The following is an 18,987-nucleotide window of genomic DNA, read 5'->3' as shown; positions in this document are numbered from 1 at the left end:
AAGTCAATAAAATGCCCGCTCAGAGAAGATCGGAGCAGGCGTGGACAAGTTTTATACCATAACCGAGCTGACGCGCGAATTCGGGGTTTCCACCCGCACTTTGCGCTTCTACGAGGACGAGGGGCTCATCAATCCCGAGCGCCGCGGTCGCACGCGGCTTTTCCGTCCGGCAGACCGCCGCCTGATCCAGGAAATCCTGCGCGGCCGGCGCATCGGTTTCACGATCGCCGAGATCCGCGACATCATCCGCGTCTACAAGGACCCGCCGGGCGAGGTGGGCCAGCTTGAAATGTTGATGAACAAGGTCATCGAGAAGCGCGAGGAATTGCGTCAGAAGCGTCGCGATATCGAAGAGACGCTGGCCGAGCTCGACAATGTCGAGGAGGCCTGCCTCACCCGTCTCGCCGAGATCGGCGTCGGCACCTGAACCCTACGGGATTTTTGACTTTTCTGAATGGCGCCGGATGGTTTCGTCCGGCGCCATCTTCGTTTCAGATCCAGCGCGCCGTGCCGCTGCAATAGCGTTCGAAATCGATGCCGAAGCGTGAAAGCAGGTGCAGTTCCTCGCGCCTGATGGCGATGATGCTGGTGACGCCGGCCGCGATCGTGGCGGTTACGAGACACCAGGGGTTGAGCATCACGAGGCCTATGCCGGCTGTGGCCAGCGTATAGCCGAGATAGATCGGGTTACGGGTGAAGCGGTAGGGGCCCGACGTCGCCAGATGGGTGGAGCAGCGGTTCGGCATGATGGTCGTGTGGCAATCGAGCAGCGTGCGCATCGCCCAGACATCCAGCACGACGGCAATCAGGATCAGCACGCTGCCTGCCGCTGTGGCGATCCAGCTTTCCCTGTCCGACACGGCGATGGGAAAATGCGCCTGGAGCAGGAAGGCCGCCGCGAGCGCCGCGCCGTAGATCAGCGGGGGCCAAGGAAAAGCGAGTGGCTTCATGCGATAGGCATTCATGATCCCTACTCCTTGAGGTCGGTTGTCGTTTCGGCCTTTGCCGTGCATTGCGAGGAGATCGTGCTGATCCGCTCGTCCGTCGTTACATCGATCGCGCCGCGGTTGAGGTCGGCGAAGAGGTTTTGATCCTGCAATCCGCTCAGCGTGCAGCCGCAGAAGCTTTCGCAGAAACCGACGCCGCGTTCAGGTTCGCAGGCGCGCATGCAGCTCTTGGTATAGCCGGCGACCGGATCGGGTGCGGGCGCGGGAACGAGCAGCGAAAAACTGTAGACCAGCGCGATCAGCAAGGGCTGGTGGATAAGATAGATGGCGAGACTGTGGCGCCCGGCCGTCTCCAAAAGGCTTTTCCACCAGACTTTTTGGCGCCCGCCAAGGCCGGCCCACCGTTCGGGAAGGGCACTCGCCACGAAAAACTTGCCAAGCGATATGCCGAGCAGCACCGGTGCGAGCCAAGGCAGCAGCGGCACATAGTCGTTCGAACGCGGGATGTCGACCGACAGGCCGACCCACCAGAGTGCGGGATGATCGAAGAGCGGCGCGCGGAGATAGAACGGCGCGGCGACGGCGGCTATTGCGGCAAGCAGCGTGACGGCGATGGGCAGGCGCAGGAAGAGGAGGCCGACGACGCTCGCTGTTGCGATGGCGTGCAGGATGCCGAAGAAGATGAACGTGTCCGGAAAGGCGAACCAGGTGGCGACGGTGATGATCGCTGCCGTTCCGCCGATCTTGGCGAGCCGCATGAAGAACGGCCGCGCCTTGAAACCGTTCTGGTGGCCGAGCGCGAGACTGAAGCCGACGAGAAACAGGAAGCTGCCCGCAATAAGACGGGCGAAAATGCGCCAGCCGCCGGTTGTCGCCGTTTCCGGTTCGATATAGCCGAAGAAACCGAGGTCCCAGGTGAAATGATAGATCGCCATGGCGATCAGCGCGACGCCTCGCAGTTGGTCGATCAGCGGGGTGCGTGGAAGCCGGCGCGTTTCGGCGCCGTGTACTGCCCCATTGCCGTCAATCACCGTCGTCATCATGGTTCGGGGTCGCCGCATTGCTTTGGTCCATAGGAAGGTGCCACGCCAAGCTTGCGCCGGGCGGATGGCCGAAAGGTGGCCGGTTGGGAAAGGTCAGTCGAGGCGTTCGAGCACGGCGAGCCGCGCTTCCGAATAGAACTGACGGCGCACGAGCACGATGATGATCCCGATGGTCGTGGCGATGAAGAGGAACGGGCTGACGAACCAGCCGAGATAGCCGATCGACAGGAAGATAGCGCGTAGCCCCTTGTTGAAGTGCTTTGCCGCCAGGATGTTCATGCGGATCACCTTGTCGGCGGCAAGGTCTGCACCAGCCGGATCCTTGTGGATGTCGCCGCTCATCGGCATGGCACCCAGCAGGATCGTGCAATAGTTGAAGAGGCGATAGGACCAGCCGAACTTGAAGAAGGCGTAGCCGAAGATGATGGCGAGGCCGCCGACCTTGGTCTCGAAACCGGCGCGGCTGCCGTGGAAGAAATAGGGCAGGTCGTTGAAAATCGCAAAAACCTGTTCCGTCGCACCGAGCAGCGCAAAGCAGCTGCCCAGCGCAAGCAGGGAGGTGGAAGCGAAGAAAGCCGTGCCGTTCTGCAGGCCGGCCATGATCTGCGTATCGATCATGCGCAGGTCGCGGTGCATGGCATTGCGGATCCAGACGGCGCGCTGCGAACTCATGGCACGCGTGAGGCTCACCCGGTCGAAAAGCTTCGCCCTGTCCGTTATCCAGGAATACCCCATCCACAGGACAAGGAAGAGGGCGAGGGCGATGAGGTCCGGGGTGTTCATGAGACGTCTTGTGCCACGGATTCGGCATTTTGCAAGCATCGCGGCGGCCTCTTCTGCCGGGCGTTCAGACCTTGGGCGAAACGGAGGCGGGAGAGCATGGAAACGGCCGGTCGCCCAAAGCTGGCAACTGTCTGATTTTGCGACAGGTCATGCGCGTAGCGCGGGGCTCCCATGTCGCCACCGCCTTGGTTTCGCCATTTTTCGCGATTGCGGTTTCATGAATTCTTCATTAAACAGAGGGCATGCAGCGCTGATCTAGGCGGCTCGCACGACATCTTCCATCTGGGGAAATCATGGAAAGTACCGTTCAGAAATCCTGCTGGGGCGTCACCGCCCGTGCAGTCATCGGTTTTGGCGCCGTTCTGGTCATCGCCTACCTCTTCGGCGGCATCTGACAAGTTCAGGCCCAAGTCCCTACATAAACAGCGCGTTCTCCACGGGGACGCGCTGTTTTTGTTTTTGGCATGTCGCACTGGTAAAATCCGATGTCGGGAGATCGCCATGCGGGCGTTGCGTGATAACGTAGCTTCGGCGTTTAAAACATAGCCTGCCGCGGCAAGGGAGAAGTCCGGGAATGTTCCTTTCGGTTTTTGATGTCTTCAAGATCGGTATCGGGCCATCGAGCTCCCACACGATGGGGCCGATGTCGGCGGCAAACCGTTTTCTCGACCTGATCCTATCCGACGACTGGCCGCGCCCTTCGAACGCTCATGTCGCGACGATTCGCATGAGCCTGCACGGTTCGCTCGCCTATACCGGCGTCGGCCATGGCTCCGACCGCGCCGTCATTCTCGGCCTGATGGGCGAGCGGCCCGATTCGGTCGATCCGGACCAGATGGATGCGATCGTCGGCGAGGTCGAGCGCACCGGTCGCATCACGCCGCCGGGCCATCCCGGTTATGCCTTCCAGCCGAAGACCGACCTGATCTTCGACAAGAAGAACCCGCTGCCAGGCCATGCCAACGGCATGACCTTCTCTGCCTATGATCGCGACGACCGCCTTCTGTTGAAGCGCATCTACTATTCGGTCGGCGGGGGCTTCGTCGTTACCGATACGGAACTGGAGCAGATGCGCGCCAGCAAGGCGAAGGCCGGCGGCGCGAAGGTTCCGTTCCCCTTCTCGTCGGCCAAGCAGATGCTCGAGATGGCCGAACGCTCGGGCATGACGATCGCCCAGATGAAGCGTGCCAACGAGGAAGCCACCATGTCGCGCGAGGCGCTGGATGCCGGCCTCGATCGCATCTGGGGCGCCATGAAGAGCTGCATCGATCGCGGCCTGAAGAACGAAGGCATCATGCCCGGCGGCCTGAAGGTGCGCCGCCGTGCCCGCTCGATCCATGACAAGCTGCAGGAGGAGTGGCGCTCCAACAAGGCGAACCCGCTGCTCGCCAATGACTGGTTGTCCGTCTACGCCATGGCCGTCAACGAGGAGAATGCGGCCGGTGGCCGCGTCGTGACGTCGCCAACGAATGGTGCGGCCGGCGTCGTGCCTGCCACGATCCGCTATTACCTGCATTTTCATGAAGACGCCGACCAGGACGGTATCAGAGATTACCTTCTGACGGCCGCAGCCGTCGGCGGCATCATCAAGCACAATGCCTCGATCTCGGGCGCCGAGGTTGGCTGTCAGGGCGAAGTCGGCTCCGCTTCGGCCATGGCCGCGGCCGGTCTTGCTGCCGTCATGGGCGGCTCGCCCGAGCAGGTGGAGAATGCGGCGGAAATCGCGTTGGAACACCATCTCGGCATGACCTGCGACCCCATCGCCGGTCTCGTGCAGGTGCCCTGCATCGAGCGCAATGCGCTGGGCGCCGTCAAGGCGGTCACTGCCGCCTCGCTGTCCCTCAAGGGCGACGGCCAGCATTTCGTGCCGCTCGACGCCTGTATCGAGACGATGCGCCAGACTGGCGTCGACATGAACGAGAAGTACAAGGAAACCTCCACCGGCGGCCTCGCCGTCAACGTGGTGGAATGCTGATTCCCCTCAGGTTCCCTGTGGAGTGCGACGCGGCGGCCCCTTGACCCGGCCGCCGCAAGGGCGTTCAAAGAGCCATGGCCCTACATCTCATCAAACTCTGTGTCGGCGCTGACAGCATCGATGATCTGCGTGAATGGGTGTCCGAACGCTCGCTCATCGCGATCGCGGCGGGCATGGAGCCGCATTCCAGCCACATCACCCGCATGATCCCGAAGCGGGATCAGGAACTGCTCGACGGTGGTTCACTCTATTGGGTGATCAAAGGCCAGGTGCAGGCGCGCCAGCGCCTGCTGGGTCTGAAGAGTTTTACGGATGTCGACGGCATCTCGCGCTGCGAACTGGTGCTGGGACCGGAGGTCATCGAGACCGAATTCCAGCCGCGCCGCGCATTCCAGGGATGGCGCTACCTGACCGAAGAAGACGCCCCGCGCGATCTCAAGGACATGGGCGAGGGCACGGCAGACCTGCCGCTGGAACTGCGGCGCGAACTCGCCGAACTCGGCCTTCTCTGAAAGCCGAAAATCAGCGCAGGCGCATGCGCACCGGATAGCGGCGTTCGCTGACGCCGACATGGAGATGGATCCCGGCGGCAGGCTGACCCGAACGCCAGGCCCGGGCACCATGCGCCAGCAGCATGCCGACGAGATCCTTCGTCTTGTTGCGCGAACGTCCAAGTCCGATATCCGCGATCCGCATCGCTGCCTCGTGCAGCGGGTGGAGCGTGCCCATCAGCGGTCGGCGCTTTTCGTCGCGCGTCGCGGTGGGAACATCGAAAAGGTTTTCGTTCATCGCCATGATCTGCCTCGTACGCAATACCCAACCGAGGATGGCAGAGCCGCCAGACGCGGCACCCGCCTGTCTTCCTCCCGCAGTCATCGGTACGCAATACCTGACCGATGCTGTTGCGGGCGCAAGACGGTAGTCCGGGAACCGCGCTGTCAAGCGCGGTCCAATCTCATTACTGCTGGCTGGCCCAGCAGGCAAAACCCTTGCGCTTTAGCACCTTGCAGGCGGACGTCGCGCCATTCTGGTTGTCGAAGCCGCCGAAGCGGGCGCGATAGAGTTCACCGTTGCCGCTGTTGACGGCGACCGTGAAGGGCATCGCGCTGGACAGCGCCTTGCCGCCCGAGTTCTTTGCCTTGGAGAGCAGTTCCTGCGCCTGACCCTTGTCCGGCGTAGCGCCGATCTGGATGACCCAGCCGGAAGGCGTGGATTCCGATGCGACGGTCGCCGTGGTGGTCGAGGAGGTCGTCAATTTGTCGAGCGAGCCATCCGTGTCGCCCTGTTCCGTCAGGTCTTCAGCCGGAACGGCGCTTTCACGCTGCAGTTTGAGCGTCGCGGCGAGCGCACGCTTGCCGATGATTTCGTTTGCACCCGATGTCGCGGCATAGGCCGTCTCGATACGGGCTTCATTGTAACGATAGGTCGGGATCGGGCCGTTTTCCGGCAGTTCCATCGCGCGATTGCTGAGCGTTCCGCTCGCCGAAGCAGTCACCGCTTCGCTTGCGACTTCGGCGGTCAGCGTCGGCGCATCCTTGGTTTCGGCAATCAGGTCGCCACCGCCGCGGCGCGAGGCCTTCGGCATGTAGGCGGCGATCAACTTGCGCATCTGCTGGTCGCGTGCACCGCCCGAACGGCCGCCCAGGACGACGCCGACAACGCTGCGGCCGTCGGCGACGGCCGAGGTCACCAAATTGTAGCCGGAGGCGCGGGTATAGCCGGTCTTGATGCCATCGACGCCGCGCACGCTGCCGAGCAGGCGATTGTGGCCGTTGATGGTCTGCTTGCCGAAGCGGAAGCTGCGGACCGAGAAATAGTCGTAATACTGCGGGAAATGCTGGCGAAGCGCGATGCCGAGGCGAGCCTGGTCACGGGCGGTCGTCACCTGCGCCGAATTGGGAAGACCGTTGGCGTTGCGATAGGTGGTCCGCGTCATGCCGAGCGCCCGCGCCTTCTGCGTCATGATCCGGGCGAAGCGCTCTTCCGAGCCGCCCAGCATTTCGGCAAGCGCCGTCGAAGCATCGTTCGCCGAACGCGTGATCAAGCCAAGCATGGCCTGCTCGACCGTGATCGAATTGCCGACGCCGACGCCGAGCTTGGTCGGCGGCTCGCTTGCGGCATTTTTCGAGAAGGGAACGCGGGTATTGAGACGGATCTTTCCGGCCTCGAGCGCTTCGAAGGTCAGATACAGCGTCATCATCTTGGTGAGAGATGCCGGGTAGCGCAGCTCGTCGGCATCCTCGCTGTAGAGCACCTTCCCGGTTTTGGCGTCGATCACGATGCCGGCATATTTCGGGGCGGCCTGCGCGGGGGTAGCTGCTGCGACGGTGGCGACCATCCCGACCATCACCAGACCTTTCGCCACAGTGGCAACAGCCTGACAGGAGCGGGGGAGGAAATCGAGGAATACGGAACGGGACACTACGTTACTCTTCATTCTCGGATTGCAGATGGCGTTCGGATGGGAGGTTCCGCACGACCGTTGGCAGCACAGTAGCGGGACAGCGTTACCAATCGGTTTATGATGAATCATTGGTTTCTGAGATCGACGCTATTTTATCGGCTGCGGGCGGCGGTGATGAGGCGGCCGTTCTGCACGAATGACCGGCCCAGATAGTCGCGGACGCGCGCCTCCATGGCCTGCCACTGCGGCAAAAGTCTGCTCGAAAAGCGATAAAGCACGGAAAGATCGCGGCCCATGTGGATATCGCGCTGGCAGTCCGCGCTGGTCGATTGCGCATCGTCCGCGGGCATCATACAGCGCACGGCATAATCGGACCCGTCGGGCAGTGTGCCGGTGAAGAACACCTCGCCACCGTAGCCGCTGTTTTCCTTGAGGTGGCGCAGCGTCAACGCGGCGGGGCCGAGTTCCGTGCGGCCGTCGAAGAGGTGGCTGTAGATCGGTTCCAGGCGGCCGGACATGTCCTTCGACATGGTGCTTTGCGAAAGGTTGAGGAAAATCAGGCTTTCGGGGCGATTGGCGTCATTGAACCGACTGCGCCCGGCATTGGTGTAGCCCTGCATTTCCGGCCAGGCGAGATAGAGGTCGACGCGTTCTGCGCGGCCCGTCTGGCGCTGCTCGTCGAAGCGGATGACATTGGCGGGAAGGCGGATCTGGTCCTGGCCGATTATGACGTCGACCGGTTCCGCTTTTTCCGTGTGGCCCGCCAGAGCGATGTGTTCTCCGAGCATGCGGCCGGCAATGCTGATGCCGATGGTGAGCGTCGCGAGAACGGCGACCCCGATGGTCAGTCGTGCGAGCAGGCGGTTGGAGAGGAGCGGGGCGTGTTCTTCGTCGCCTGTCGTCGCTACGGCCATCGTTCCTCGCGCGTCCTAGAGAAATCTAGATCCAGGTACCTGAATCTCTTCAGGCTAGGCTCTGCGAGTATGGTTAATTTTCCATGAATTCCGGCGCTGCCTGGCACGCCTAAAAAAAGGAGCGGCCGGTTCCGGGGACAGCGGAACCGGCCGCAGGGCCGAGGTCGGGACGGGGATTGGGGGACTGACCGGGCCCTTTTGCGTACCCGGCGGGATCGCCGGGGATTCTTGTCACGAGGCGCTGTGATCAGCGCCGGCGCTGTTACTTGACGCTACCGACGGCATCGGCGCGGCCGTCTTGGAGCTTGACCCATTTGCCGGCATTGGCCGAGGACTGGCGCTTCAGGTAGCGATATTCGGTTTCGGACCAGAGCAGCACCTTGTTGCGCATGTTGTCGAGCACGAAGTCGCCGCGATCAGTGCGCACGGTCAACACCGCGTGACCTTCGCCATTCGGCTGGAGAACGACGGTGATCAGTAGGTTGGAGGGCGAAATACCAGCTTCGATCAGGCGCTTGCGCTTTAGCAGCACATAATCTTCGCAGTCACCGACGGCATCCGGATACGCCCATTCTTCCTCGACGCCGTAGATTTCCATATCGGTCATCGGCTGGATTTCCGTGTTGGCCGAATAGTTGACGTTGAGGATCGTCTTCCAGTTTTCCTGCGTCAGTACGAGAGGGCCGGTATCCTTGCCGTTCGAGCGGCATTCCTCGGCGTAGCGCTTGCAGAATTCATAGTGGCCGATCGGCTGGTTGGTCGCGCCGGCAAGCGGAATATTGGCTGGCAGAGCCATGGCGGCCTGCGCTGCGGCCAAAGAGAAGAGAAACGCGAATGCCCCTGTCTTAAGTGTTTTTGTCATTGTTCTGTCCCCGTTTGATGATGGGACAATGACACGGACTTTTTGATCTTACGCGAAAATCGGAAGTATAATTTAGTTCAAATCAAGATTGCATAAGTATAAAATGAAAACAAAACTTGAATATAATTTGAATTGTATTTGAGGTGCTTTTGATTAAAATTTGAACGAAATTGGGACGCCAGGGAATGATGCCGCGTCGCGCAACCTATTGATTTCGATTTATTTTATGAATTTTCAGGTGCGCGTGCAGATCGAATGATCTCGCATTGCCGGCTTATCGGGGCAGCCAATTGTCGTCGTGTTTCGTGTCCGGACGCTCTTGAGCCGACACGACTGCCCGGTGTGACGGGCTCAAGGCTCTTTTAGCGGGCAAAAAATATTTGCAAAATTTTCGCTGTGCCATCCTGAAACAGCAAAGGGCCCTGCGGGGCCCTTTTGAAACAGATTGGCGTTGCGGCGTTCCGAAACGCTACAGGAACGAGGTGAGGGCTTCCTTGGACTGGACCGATGAGAACTCGATCGCCACGCCTTCCTGGAAATGGCGTACCACGCGGCCCTTCATGTTGCCGAGCTGGACGGGGGTGCCAAGGGCGGGGCGCACGTCGATATCGACGGCAGCGCCCGAAAGCGAGAGGTCGATGATACGGCAAGGGTAGCGCCGACCGTCGTCGAGTGTGATTTCGGTGCGCGTGTTGCGTGGCGTCAGGCGATTGTGGCGACGGTCTTCGGGGAGGCCGAGTTCGTGCTTGTTGGCGATCCACGTCAGCTGTGCGGCGAGCTTCTCGCGCTTGCGGTCCGTAGCGGTCAGGATGATTGCGAAGCCTTCGTTGCCGAGATGCGCGACATTGCCTTCGATGCGACCGAGATGATCGACATAAGCGATGATGCGCTCGCCGACGCGCGGGCGGGCAGAGCAGACGAAGCTGGCATCACCTGGCGACATGTCGACGACGGAGCAATCATATTCGTCGTGGTTGGGCAGCATCAGGCGGCCGGGCAGGTTCACAGAGACGCGCTGAAAGCTCCGCTGATCGGGCTGCGGTTTACGGGCGGCTGGCGATGCCTGCTGAAATGAATACATGAGCGCGCGTGCCTGATGATCCTATGTCTTTCCAAGTCTTAATCTTTCGCGGTTAACAGAAGGTTTGTCGCTTCCTTGAAAAGTGATTGGTTTTTTGCGATCCGGCAATTTTCGGATGCTTTGAGTTGTGATGTCTTTTAGTGCTCCCGTGTGTCGCGCGCTTGTCGCCCGCCCTCGAAAATTCTCAAGTGCAAGACGCGACTGACCGTCTGGCCGAGTGCCGGCGGGCGTATGGCCATGATCGAGGCCGGCATGGGGATTGCCGGGCGATGGCCCGCCGCGGCATGCCGGCGGCTCGGATCGATGACCGAGAGAGCCCCGAGCGTCGCATAGCGGAAGGCGGCGAGGGGCTGGCGCTGACCGGGAAGGGGTGCAAATGCGCCGATGATGCGATCCGCCACGCGCCCCTTCGAGGCGAGCGGCAGAAGCACGATTTCCGCCTCGGTCGTTTCGAGCGTGCCGTCGACGAGCTGTATCTGCATGGTGGCGGGCGCACCATGCGCCATGACGTTTTCGGTGATGCGGGCAATCCGGTTGCGCTGGTCCGGCGCAAAGAGCGCGTCGAATGCGGTGCCCTTCAGTTCGCGGCCGAACTGGGCGCAGAGACGGGTACCGGCCAGGCGAAAGCGTGGATCGTGCAACCGGCTGTGCTCCAGAATGAAGACGTCGGGCAGAATGGCGGCGATGTCCGCGGGTTCGATTGCGCTGCGCGGCGGAACAAGGCGGTCGCCACGCTGGCGCGTCCAGTAATCGTAAAGGGCCGTCACGGCTTTCGTCTGCATGCTCATATCCATTCGGTTTTGTTCCGTTCCGGCACGCAAAGGCGCATGGAGCGGGCATTTACGGAGAGCAGTGCGAGTTTCATGCCAGAGCGATGTTAAGGTTAACAATTGGTTTCGATTGCGCGGCGGGCCGGTTTTGGCCAAACATCAGGGCATCCCTCGACGAGGGAATGGTTTACTGCACATCGATTTCAGCCCCGGGGATTGGGGGCACCGGCCGTCAGCGAAAGCTGCACGGCCTTTCTTTTCTCTGTATAAGCGCGATTCGTATTTTGTGAATTTGGTGGATCGGCCATGCGTAATGACGGCATTGAAGTGCAAGGTGACGAAGCGGATGTCCGCAAGCGAGAGCCTGCTTTCAACCTGCCCGGCGGTCTCGTCTTCATGCTCGGCGTGCTGACGCTCATCCATGTCGTGCGCACCTATCTGCTGTCCACGGTCGCAGACGAAAATGTCCTCCTGACATTCGCCTTCATTCCCGGGCGCTACACGATCCCCTTCGCGGAACAGGATCTGGGTTGGCTCTGGAGCCCCGTGACCTATTCGCTGCTGCATGGCAGCTGGGAGCATCTGATCTTCAACGCCTTCTGGATGGTCGCCTTCGGCGCGCCCGTGGTGCGACGTATCGGCCTTGCGCGGTTCTTTCTCTTCTGGTGCCTTTCGGCCATCGCGGCCGTGGCGTTCCATAGCGCTCTGCACTGGGGCGCAATGATTCTCGTCGTCGGCGCCTCGGGCGTCGTTTCCGGCCTGATGGGCGCGGCGGCGCGATTCGTCTTTTCGCCGAGCGGCCGTATCAGCCGGCAGTTCGCCCATCTCAACCGGCGACTGACGATCTCCGAGGCGCTGTCGAACCGGTCGGTGCTCGTTTTTTCGGGCATCTGGTTCCTGACCAACTTCCTCATCGGGTTCGGTCAGATTTTCGGCTCCGCCGCCGGTGGGACGGTGGCCTGGGAGGCGCATATCGGCGGTTTCCTGTTCGGCTTCCTTTTCTTCCCGCTGTTTGACGTGGCGACGGCCGACCCTCGCCGGGATTAACGATAGTCCATTAGCGGCCTTGCAATCGCCTCCTTCGTGGCGCACCATGTTTCCTGTTCCGGTTCGCACATGCACACCGGAACAAGGGGCATCCAGAGGAGGAAGGATGTTCCTGGTACAGGCAGGGCATCCCTGCGCGGGTGTCCCGCCTCTCTGCGTCATGATGCACACGGGAGGTACGCATGTATGTAAAGACGATACTGGACGAAAAAGGCCGCAACGTTGTAACGGGCGGCACGCAGCTTACCGTAAGACAGGCTGCCGTCTATCTTCATGAAAACCACATCGGGGCCATCGTAATCGTGGATCGCAATGACCGCATCGCGGGCATTTTGACCGAGCGCGACATCGTGGCCGCCATTGCCCGCAACGGGGCAGAATGCCTGGACAAGCCCATTTCCTCCATCATGTGGGGCAATGTCCATCGCTGCAGCGAGACGGAAACCGTCGAACAGCTCATGGAAATGATGAGCACGCTTCGCGCACGTCACATCCCGGTGGAAAAGGACGGGCGGCTTGTCGGCATCATCTCGATCGGCGACGTGGTGAAATCCCACATCCGTGCGATCAAGCATGAAGCTGAAGCCATCAAGGCCTATATCGCCAGCTGACGCTATCCTTGCAACGGTTTCGGGCGGAACGATTTCCCATCGTCCCGCCCGCCGAATTTCTGAGACGCGTTGATCTCAGCGCGCCATCACCACTTCCTGCATGCGCTTGATCTCGAAAATCCGGGCTTTCGCCTCGAGGTAGCCGCGGTCGATGGATTCGCCGGCACGGTGGAATTCCGACAGGCCGATATCCGACAGCTTCGGATGCAGTGCGAGATCCGGCGGGTCGCCGGCGAGGCGGGCGCGGGAAATGCGATCCTGAATGATGTTGAAGGACTGCACCATGACGCCGGTGAGACCCAGCCGTGCCGCGCTGTCTTCCTGCCTGTTTTCGTCGATCTTCTGCGGGCTTGCGCTGTGCTTGATGACGGCGGAGCGGCCATAGAGATCGTAGTTGAGGTTGACGGCGACGACCAGCGGCTCTTCATGGGCCCGGCAGACCGAGACGGGCACCGGATTGACGAGCGCGCCGTCCACCAGCGTGCGATTGTTGCACTTGATCGGTTCGAAAATGCCCGGCAGGGCATAGGAGGCGCGCAGCGCCGTGATCAGCGAACCGCTGTTGATCCAGACCTCGTGACCGCTGTTGACTTCCGTTGCGACGGCGACGAAGGGGCGGTCGAGATCCTCGATGGAAAGATTTTCCAGGTGTTCCTGCATGCGCTTCGTCAGCCGCATGCCGCCGAACAGGCCGGAGCCGCGAATGGTGAAATCGAGCAGGCTGGCGATGCGGCGCATGGTGAGTGAGCGCGCGAAAGCCTCCAGCTCGTCCAGCTTGCCGGCGAGATAACAGCCACCGACGAGGGCGCCGATCGAGGTGCCGGCGATCATGCCGATATCGATTCCTTCCTCATCCAGCGCCCGAAGCACGCCGATATGGGCCCAGCCACGGGCAGCGCCGCCCCCCAGCGCCAGCGCGATCTTGGATTTGCGCGGCGGGGCCGGTGCAGGGATGTGAGACATATCGTTCATGGAAGGGCCGCCTGGATCTGAAGCATCCGCCGTTACGAGACTACGATTAAAACTCCAGTTCAACATGCGCGACCTCCGTACCCGAAAGGAATTCGCGGCGAGGCAATCGGTTCCACTGCCTCGGCATCCTTGGGAACACAATAAGTGACAGGATATATGCAGTCTGTGACGCGGGTAACTTTCACGGCGAAAACAGGCATGAAAGCACTGCGTTTTGCGTCCGGTCGAGGCTGGAGGAGGGCATTTGCCTGCGGGATCGTCACCCCCTTCGGGGTGGTTCTGGAAACCGGTCGTGACGCATACGAGCGATGGTGTTCCATGTCCTGATCCGCATGGCGGGGATAGCAGCCGCCATGAGAAGGATTAGGCGTCCGGATCGGTTTCCAAAGGGTGAATCCGTGCAGGAACGGTCCAGAACTTGTGCAGATGCTTAATTTTTGCTGTAGACGGCCGCTGGGTCAAATTGCGGGGCACCGCCGGTAATGGTCAGTTCCGCGCCGTCCTTTCCGTTGGAAACCGTACGATAGAAACAGGAGCGGCGGCCGGTGTGGCATGTTGCGTCATGGCCGGCGACGGAAACCTTCAGCCAGACGGCGTCCTGGTCGCAATCGGTGCGCATTTCCACCACGGTCTGCAGGTTGCCGGAGGTTTCGCCTTTCTTCCACAGCGATTGCCGCGAGCGGCTCCAGTAATGGGCGATGCCGGTCTCGATGGTCAGTGCCAGCGACTGGGCGTTCATGTGGGCGACCATCAGCAGTTCGCCATCCTTCGCATCCGTCACCACGGCCGTCACGAGGCCGTGCTCGTCGAAACGCGGCGTAAAGGCCGGACCCGTTTCGAGTTCGGCCTTGTCCTTGGAGGGGGCGTCGAAGGTGATCGTCATGGCGGTCGGCTCCGTCCTGTGGAGCCGCTACTTCGCCTAGCTCCGGATCAGCGTCATGAACCGGACCTGTTCGGTCGGCTCGGTCTTGAAGGCACCGGTAAAGGTGGTGGTGAGCGTTGTCGAGCCCTGTTTCTGGATGCCGCGCATCGCCATGCACATATGCTCGGCCTCGATCATCACGGCCACGCCACGCGGATTTAGCGTCTCGTCGATCGATTTCGCGATTTGCGCCGTCATGGTCTCTTGCGTCTGCAGGCGACGGCCGAAGATCTCGACGACGCGGGCGATCTTGGAGAGACCGAGAACGCGGCCGTTCGGTAGATAGGCGACATGCGCCTTGCCGATGATCGGCACCATATGGTGTTCACAATGCGAGAAGAACGGAATGTCCTTCACCAGCACCATGTCGTCATAGCCGGCGACTTCCTCGAAGGTGCGGCCAAGCACGTCCTCGGCGGCAAGCTCGTAACCGGAAAACAGTTCGCGGTAGGCCTTTGCGACGCGCTTGGGCGTATCGAGCAGGCCTTCGCGCTGCGGGTCATCACCCGCCCAGCGCAGCAGCACGCGAACGGCATCCTCGGCTTCCTTCTGCGAAGGACGGTCCGACTGGTCGTCGATACGCGGAAAATTGGTGACTATGGCGTCCATGGACCCATGACCTTTCTGCAGGTTACCTGACGTGTTTATCGGACTCGCCACTGGCCATTCGCCTAACCCTGCAGGCTTGGGTTCCGTCGGCGGGCTCCGGGGCTTTCAGGTCTTCGCTTAACAGTGCGATTGACCGTCCGGCACGGTTTCCCAAACAACAGGTGATGTCTGCCTTCCGCTTGACGGCATCTTGCAAAACGCTCACCCCAATACGAGTTATCATATAGTATCGATCACCAAGTGCGAAAGAGGCGGGAGGCGACACGCCATGCTTTTTTCCCGACGTGACCGGAATAATCTCCTCGGATCATTGAAGATTCCGCAAAAAGCGCGGAAAACAGGGCCATGATGGACGATATCTATAACAGCCGTATCCTAGAATTTGCCGGCAACATTCCCCGCATCGGCACGCTGCCGGAGGCGGACGCCGAGGCGAACGCCCATTCCAAGCTCTGCGGTTCGCGGGTGAAGGTGTATCTGAAGCTCGACGGCGACACGGTCAGCGACTTTGCCCATGAGGTGAAGGCCTGTGCGCTGGGCCAGGCCTCGTCCTCCGTCATGGCGCGCCATGTAATCGGCGCAACGGTTGCGGAAATCCGCCAGGCGCGGGAAGACATGCTCGCCATGCTGAAGGCGGATGGCGAGGGGCCGGTCGGACCTTTCGAGGACATGCGCTTTCTCAAGCCTGTAAAAGATTACAAGGCCCGCCACGCCTCGACCATGCTGACCTTCGACGCCGTGGTGGACGCCATCGGCCAGATCGAAGCGAAGCGGCTCGTCAACGTCGGGTGAAGGACAATGTGTGACGGCCCGGATTGTCGGCACGACGCGCCGCGCCTCGCCTATAAGGGCCGCAACTGGCGGGGACCGTTTCGCAAGACGCCGGGGCGGGTTCTCGGCATGGGCTTCATCCGCCTATACCAGTTGACGCTCTCCGGTTTCATCGGCAATTCCTGCCGTCACCTCCCGACCTGCTCGGAATATGGCTATGAGGCCATTGCCCGTCACGGGCTGTGGCGAGGTGGCTTCATGACGCTGTTTCGCGTCGTGCGTTGCGGCCCCGGCGGCACGCATGGATTCGATCCCGTGCCCGAGATGCTGGAAAGTCGCTTTACCCTCTGGGCGCCCTGGCGGCTGTGGCGCATTTCTCGTGCCGGGAGAGAGTGATCCGTGACCACCTATGTCGCCCTTCTGTATTCGATCGTTCTGGGCCCCGGAAAGCGGCTCGTTATGACGGACCTCCGCGCCATGGCGGAAGAACTCGGGTTTCGCGCGCCCCGTACGCTGGTTGCCACCGGCAATCTGATCTTCGAGGCGGAGGAGGCACCGCTTTCCCAGATCGAGCAGCGGCTGGAGGCGGCCTTTCACGCGCGCTTTGGCAAACATGTCGATATCCTGCTCCGCACGGCCGACGCCTGGAGGTGTATCGCCGCGCAAAATCCCTTTCCCGAAGGCGACGGGCAGAATGTCGGTATCCGCGTGATGCGCCGGCCACTCGACAAGGATGTGCTGCCGAAACTCGAATCGCTTGCCACGCCCGACATCCGGCTCGCCATCGTCGATGGTGACCTCTGGATCGATTTCGGCGGCAAGCCGAGCGAGGCGCGGCTCCTGTCGCATCTGACGACGAAGAAGCTCGGCATCGGCACGCTGCGCAACGCCAACACGGTCAACGGTCTCGTGAAGATGCTTGGCTGACCCAACGTCACGCCCTCCCGCACGTCTGCTGGTTGTTCGATTTCAGGTCTGCTTTCGCCATAGCTATACAGCAGGCCGTTTCGACGGGGAAAAGCGAAGAGCCCTTATTTGTGGCCGTTGCTCACGGCGCTTTACCATGTTCAAAAAGACATACCGTTTTTGTCCAGTGACAGGTTCGGGATCTTGAGGGAGGATTTCGGGCGTGACCGCTAGGACATTCGGCAAGTCGTCGGTAGAGAGCATCAAGCGCGAGCGGGACCGTCTCGCGGCACTCGACAATCTCGATCTTCTGAACAGTCCGCGCGATGAAGGCTTTGACCGTATCGTCCGGCTGATCCAGCAGGTTTTCACCGTCGAGATCGGCCTCGTCTCGCTGATCGACGGTCATCGGCAATGGTATCAGTCCTGCTCCGGGCTTTCCGCCGACGAAGTGCCGGTCGAAGATACGTTCTGCCGCTATGTGCTCGACGATGAGCAGCCGATGATCGTACAGGACGCGACGAAGGATCCGCGGTTCGTGATGCATCCTGCCGTGACGGGTCCTGATCATGTCCGTTTTTATGCCGGCGTGCCGCTGAAAACGAAGGAGCGGCACACGATTGGCACCGTCTGCGCCATTGATCGCACACCGCGGTCTTTCAGCCGCAGGGATCTCGGCATCTTGCAGGAGCTGGCCGGCGCGGCGATGGACCGGATCGAGCTGATGCAGACCGCCTCCACCGACAGCCTGACAGAGGCTCTGACCCGCCGGGCCTTCAAGCGCGAGGCCGAGCAGCTGATTGCGACCGCGCTGCGCCACAAGCATGATCTCGCCTGCCTCGTGCTCGATGTCGATCATTTCAAGAAGGTCAACGACACCTGCGGCCATGCGGCGGGCGACGAGGTGCTGAAGGCGGTTGCCGCCACCTGCCGGGCGAAGCTGCGGACCGGCGATCTGTTCGGTCGCCTCGGCGGCGAGGAATTCGCCATTATTCTTCCCCATGTCGGCGGCGAAGATGCGATGATCGCCGCCGAAAAGCTTAGGTCGGAGATTGCCGCGCGATCGATTTCGGGCGAATTCGGCACGCTCAATGTGACCGCCAGTTTCGGTGCCTCGGCACTCTCCATTGTCGGGCGCGATATCGAGACCTTGCTCGCGCAGGCGGATGCGGCCATGTACCAGGCGAAGGGGGCGGGGCGGAACCGCTGCATGTCCTTCGCCTCCATGCAGGGAGCGGACGGGATGAACGCGCGCCGCAGAGTTCTCAAGGCCGGTAACATCGTCTTCAACGACCGCCGCTCGACGATCGATTGTACGGTGAAAAGTCTTGGCGTGGATGGTGCCGGTATCGTGGTCAGCAACACGGCCGGTATTCCGCCGGAATTCACGCTCGCCATCAAGGCCGACGGGTTCGAGACGAATTGCTCGGTCATTTCACGCGACCGGCAAAACCTCGAGGTCGCCTTCCGCTAACCTTGGCGGATGAGGCGGCGGAGATCCTTCATTTCACCCTCGGTGAGGGCGCGCACGGCACCTTTTTCCAGATCGCCGAGGCGCAGATTGCCAATCGAGACGCGCATGAGGCGCAAGCATTCGATGCCGAGCGCTTCCAGCATACGGCGGATCTGGCGGTTGCGGCCCTCGTCGAGGGTGATTTCCAGCCAGGAGTTCTTTCCGCCCTCGCGCAGCTTGCGCACGGCCTTTGCCCGCAAAAATTCGCCGTCGTGGTGCACGCCAGCTTCAAGTGATGCGAGCACGGCATCGTCGGCGATGCGGTCCATCTGCACGTGATAAGTCTTGGCGACATGGGTCGCGGGGTCGAGCAGGGCGTTGGCGAATTCCGTGTCGTTGGTGAAGAGGAGCAGGCCTTCGCTCGCCTTGTCGAGGCGGCCGACGGGAGAGAGATGGGCGCGGGTGTAGTCCGCGAGGCATTCGAACACGGTCGGTCGGCCTTCGGGGTCGTGGCGGGTGGTGACGAGGCCGCGCGGCTTGTTCAGCATCAGGTAGAGGCGGGCTTCGGCGGCGACAGGCGCTCCGTCGACGGTGATGACGGCAGCGGCGAGGTCGATCCAGGTCTCCGGATCGGTGACGATGCGACCGGAAAGCGCGACACGGCCCTCGGCGATCAGTGCCTCGGCCTGGGTGCGCGAGCAGAAGCCGAGTTTGGAGAGGGCGCGGGGCAGGGTGACACGCTTGCCGTCCGGCGTCGCCTTCGGGTGCTGCTTGGTGGTGGCGGGGGCGCGCGACGCTGTGCCTGCCCTGCGGGCTGGAGTCGGTTTTTGCCTGTTGCGCGTATCCTTCGCCATACTGTTGCGGAAAGCCTCTATCGTCGCGATTGACCGCCCAGCCCTTGCCATTCTAAAGCCGGG

Annotated in this window: 22 protein-coding genes; 9 read left to right on the top strand and 13 right to left on the bottom strand. The window is 61.5% G+C overall.

Annotation, left to right across the window (positions count from 1 at the left end):
* Positions 1–40 precede the first annotated feature (40 nt).
* Positions 41–427 (top strand): MerR family transcriptional regulator, encoded by a 387-nt coding sequence (locus MUU55_RS01565; RefSeq protein WP_244759008.1) that lies wholly within the window; start codon positions 41–43, stop codon positions 425–427.
* 64 nt (positions 428–491) lie between these two features.
* Here the strand turns inward: MUU55_RS01565 and MUU55_RS01560 are convergent, their stop codons facing one another.
* From MUU55_RS01560 to MUU55_RS01550, 3 genes are all read right to left on the bottom strand, one after another.
* Positions 492–965, bottom strand: coding sequence for a methyltransferase family protein (locus tag MUU55_RS01560; protein ID WP_244759007.1), 474 nt, complete (start codon positions 963–965; stop codon positions 492–494).
* Positions 966–970: 5 nt separating this feature from the next.
* Positions 971–1,987, bottom strand: coding sequence for a heparan-alpha-glucosaminide N-acetyltransferase (locus MUU55_RS01555; RefSeq protein ID WP_425314140.1), 1,017 nt, complete (start codon positions 1,985–1,987; stop codon positions 971–973).
* Positions 1,988–2,083: 96 nt separating this feature from the next.
* Positions 2,084–2,773 carry a DUF599 domain-containing protein gene (locus MUU55_RS01550; RefSeq protein ID WP_244759006.1) on the bottom strand — a complete coding sequence of 230 codons (690 nt, stop codon included), beginning with the start codon at positions 2,771–2,773 and terminating at the stop codon, positions 2,084–2,086.
* Between the two features lie 574 nt (positions 2,774–3,347).
* Here MUU55_RS01550 and MUU55_RS01545 point away from each other — a divergent pair.
* Positions 3,348–4,748: an L-serine ammonia-lyase gene (locus MUU55_RS01545; protein ID WP_244759005.1), complete on the top strand. Its 1,401-nt coding sequence runs from the start codon at positions 3,348–3,350 to the stop codon at positions 4,746–4,748.
* A 74-nt stretch (positions 4,749–4,822) separates the two neighbouring features.
* Complete coding sequence (locus MUU55_RS01540; protein ID WP_244759004.1) at positions 4,823–5,260, top strand: DUF1489 family protein; 438 nt, start codon at positions 4,823–4,825, stop codon at positions 5,258–5,260.
* 10 nt (positions 5,261–5,270) lie between these two features.
* Here the strand turns inward: MUU55_RS01540 and MUU55_RS01535 are convergent, their stop codons facing one another.
* From MUU55_RS01535 to MUU55_RS01510, 6 genes are all read right to left on the bottom strand, one after another.
* On the bottom strand, positions 5,271–5,543 hold the full coding sequence (locus MUU55_RS01535; RefSeq protein ID WP_244759003.1) for a hypothetical protein: 273 nt from the start codon (positions 5,541–5,543) through the stop codon (positions 5,271–5,273).
* Between the two features lie 163 nt (positions 5,544–5,706).
* Positions 5,707–7,185 (bottom strand): D-alanyl-D-alanine carboxypeptidase, encoded by a 1,479-nt coding sequence (locus MUU55_RS01530; protein ID WP_244759002.1) that lies wholly within the window; start codon positions 7,183–7,185, stop codon positions 5,707–5,709.
* A gap of 119 nt (positions 7,186–7,304) precedes the next feature.
* A complete protein-coding gene (locus MUU55_RS01525; protein WP_244759001.1) occupies positions 7,305–8,066 on the bottom strand; it encodes a hypothetical protein in 762 nt (253 codons plus the stop codon).
* A 262-nt stretch (positions 8,067–8,328) separates the two neighbouring features.
* A complete protein-coding gene (locus MUU55_RS01520) occupies positions 8,329–8,928 on the bottom strand; it encodes a transglutaminase-like cysteine peptidase (protein ID WP_244759000.1) in 600 nt (199 codons plus the stop codon).
* Positions 8,929–9,397: 469 nt separating this feature from the next.
* Positions 9,398–10,009 carry a PilZ domain-containing protein gene (locus tag MUU55_RS01515; RefSeq protein WP_244758999.1) on the bottom strand — a complete coding sequence of 204 codons (612 nt, stop codon included), beginning with the start codon at positions 10,007–10,009 and terminating at the stop codon, positions 9,398–9,400.
* 137 nt (positions 10,010–10,146) lie between these two features.
* Positions 10,147–10,791 carry a PAS domain-containing protein gene (locus MUU55_RS01510; protein WP_244758998.1) on the bottom strand — a complete coding sequence of 215 codons (645 nt, stop codon included), beginning with the start codon at positions 10,789–10,791 and terminating at the stop codon, positions 10,147–10,149.
* Between the two features lie 294 nt (positions 10,792–11,085).
* Between MUU55_RS01510 and MUU55_RS01505 the strand changes: the two genes are divergently transcribed.
* Both MUU55_RS01505 and MUU55_RS01500 read left to right on the top strand, forming a co-directional pair.
* Positions 11,086–11,826, top strand: coding sequence for a rhomboid family intramembrane serine protease (locus MUU55_RS01505; protein WP_244758997.1), 741 nt, complete (start codon positions 11,086–11,088; stop codon positions 11,824–11,826).
* Between the two features lie 182 nt (positions 11,827–12,008).
* Positions 12,009–12,437: a CBS domain-containing protein gene (locus MUU55_RS01500; RefSeq protein WP_244758996.1), complete on the top strand. Its 429-nt coding sequence runs from the start codon at positions 12,009–12,011 to the stop codon at positions 12,435–12,437.
* A 75-nt stretch (positions 12,438–12,512) separates the two neighbouring features.
* Here the strand turns inward: MUU55_RS01500 and MUU55_RS01495 are convergent, their stop codons facing one another.
* The 3 genes from MUU55_RS01495 to folE form a co-directional block, all read right to left on the bottom strand.
* On the bottom strand, positions 12,513–13,475 hold the full coding sequence (locus MUU55_RS01495; protein ID WP_244758995.1) for a patatin-like phospholipase family protein: 963 nt from the start codon (positions 13,473–13,475) through the stop codon (positions 12,513–12,515).
* A 364-nt stretch (positions 13,476–13,839) separates the two neighbouring features.
* Positions 13,840–14,292, bottom strand: a complete 453-nt coding sequence (hisI, locus tag MUU55_RS01490; protein ID WP_244758994.1) for a phosphoribosyl-AMP cyclohydrolase — start codon at positions 14,290–14,292, stop codon at positions 13,840–13,842.
* Positions 14,293–14,328: 36 nt separating this feature from the next.
* Positions 14,329–14,940 carry a GTP cyclohydrolase I FolE gene (folE, locus tag MUU55_RS01485; RefSeq protein WP_244758993.1) on the bottom strand — a complete coding sequence of 204 codons (612 nt, stop codon included), beginning with the start codon at positions 14,938–14,940 and terminating at the stop codon, positions 14,329–14,331.
* Between the two features lie 345 nt (positions 14,941–15,285).
* Here folE and MUU55_RS01480 point away from each other — a divergent pair, with 345 nt between their 5' ends.
* The 4 genes from MUU55_RS01480 (at position 15,286) to MUU55_RS01465 (ending at position 18,091) form a co-directional block, all read left to right on the top strand.
* Complete coding sequence (locus MUU55_RS01480; protein WP_244758992.1) at positions 15,286–15,732, top strand: iron-sulfur cluster assembly scaffold protein; 447 nt, start codon at positions 15,286–15,288, stop codon at positions 15,730–15,732.
* A gap of 6 nt (positions 15,733–15,738) precedes the next feature.
* Entirely contained in the window at positions 15,739–16,107 is a 369-nt protein-coding gene (yidD, locus tag MUU55_RS01475) for a membrane protein insertion efficiency factor YidD (RefSeq protein WP_244758991.1), read from the top strand.
* 3 nt (positions 16,108–16,110) lie between these two features.
* On the top strand, positions 16,111–16,638 hold the full coding sequence (locus MUU55_RS01470; protein ID WP_244758990.1) for a DUF1697 domain-containing protein: 528 nt from the start codon (positions 16,111–16,113) through the stop codon (positions 16,636–16,638).
* Between the two features lie 202 nt (positions 16,639–16,840).
* The gene (locus MUU55_RS01465; RefSeq protein ID WP_244758989.1) at positions 16,841–18,091 is read left to right on the top strand and encodes a sensor domain-containing diguanylate cyclase; all 1,251 of its coding nucleotides are present in this window, start codon (positions 16,841–16,843) and stop codon (positions 18,089–18,091) included.
* Here MUU55_RS01465 and MUU55_RS01460 read toward each other — a convergent pair.
* Positions 18,088–18,924: a pseudouridine synthase gene (locus MUU55_RS01460; protein WP_244758988.1), complete on the bottom strand. Its 837-nt coding sequence runs from the start codon at positions 18,922–18,924 to the stop codon at positions 18,088–18,090. The genes MUU55_RS01465 and MUU55_RS01460 overlap by 4 nt on opposite strands.
* Positions 18,925–18,987: the final 63 nt, after the last annotated feature.

Source organism: Shinella curvata (assembly GCF_022899935.1).
Classification (GTDB): Bacteria; Pseudomonadota; Alphaproteobacteria; order Rhizobiales; family Rhizobiaceae; genus Shinella; species Shinella curvata.
The sequence above is the reverse complement of the archived record's forward strand: the minus strand, read 5'-3'. Positions and strand labels throughout refer to the sequence as shown.